Source organism: Paenibacillus sp. N119s, from assembly GCF_059447605.1.
Window position 1 is genome coordinate 1 of the sequence record NZ_JCAJRU010000493.1, and the last position, 581, is coordinate 581.

A 581-nucleotide genomic window follows, 5' to 3' on the forward strand; every position below is an offset into this window, starting at 1 on the left:
AGACGACCGTATCGAGTTCCCAATGACCGAAGGTTTTCCGGGAACGAACCTCTTTCGGACGCTGAGAGATGGTCTTACCCACAGCGAACTTGCCGCGTGTCTCTACAGGCTTCTGCCGTTTACCTTTGTGGCGTAGGACGGCAAGCACTCCTTTCACCAAACGGCCTGTATATAGCCAGCGATAGATGGTTTTAAAGCAGACCACAGGGTGTCCCTCTTGACGGAGTCGTTCTACGATCTGCTCGGGAGACCACGTGGCATGAAGCTTTTCTTCAATAAGGACCGACTGCTGTGGTGTCCATTTTCCGGCTGGGACGGAGGACTTACGTCGCTGGACATAGCTCTCCTGAGATCGCTCGGCACAATAGGGCTTCTGCGTTTCATTTCGACGGAGTTCTCGGCAAATGGTGGCATGATGCCTGCCCAATTCACTGGCAATGGCTCGAGCACTTTTCCCCTGCTGGTGGAGGATTTCTAGCTTGCTGCGCTCGATTATGCTAAGATGTGTGTAGCTCATGGTGGATTCTCCTTGTGTGAATGTGGTGTAGGAACCTTCATTCTACACGAATCCGGCCATGGGC

Annotated in this window: 1 protein-coding gene; it reads right to left on the bottom strand. The window is 53.0% G+C overall.

Annotation, left to right across the window (positions count from 1 at the left end; translation table 11 throughout):
- The coding region (locus tag AC5V8P_RS25965; RefSeq protein WP_495474101.1) for an IS30 family transposase at positions 1-517 on the bottom strand (517 nt) is incomplete at its 3' end.
- Between the last annotated feature and the right edge of the window lie 64 nt (positions 518-581).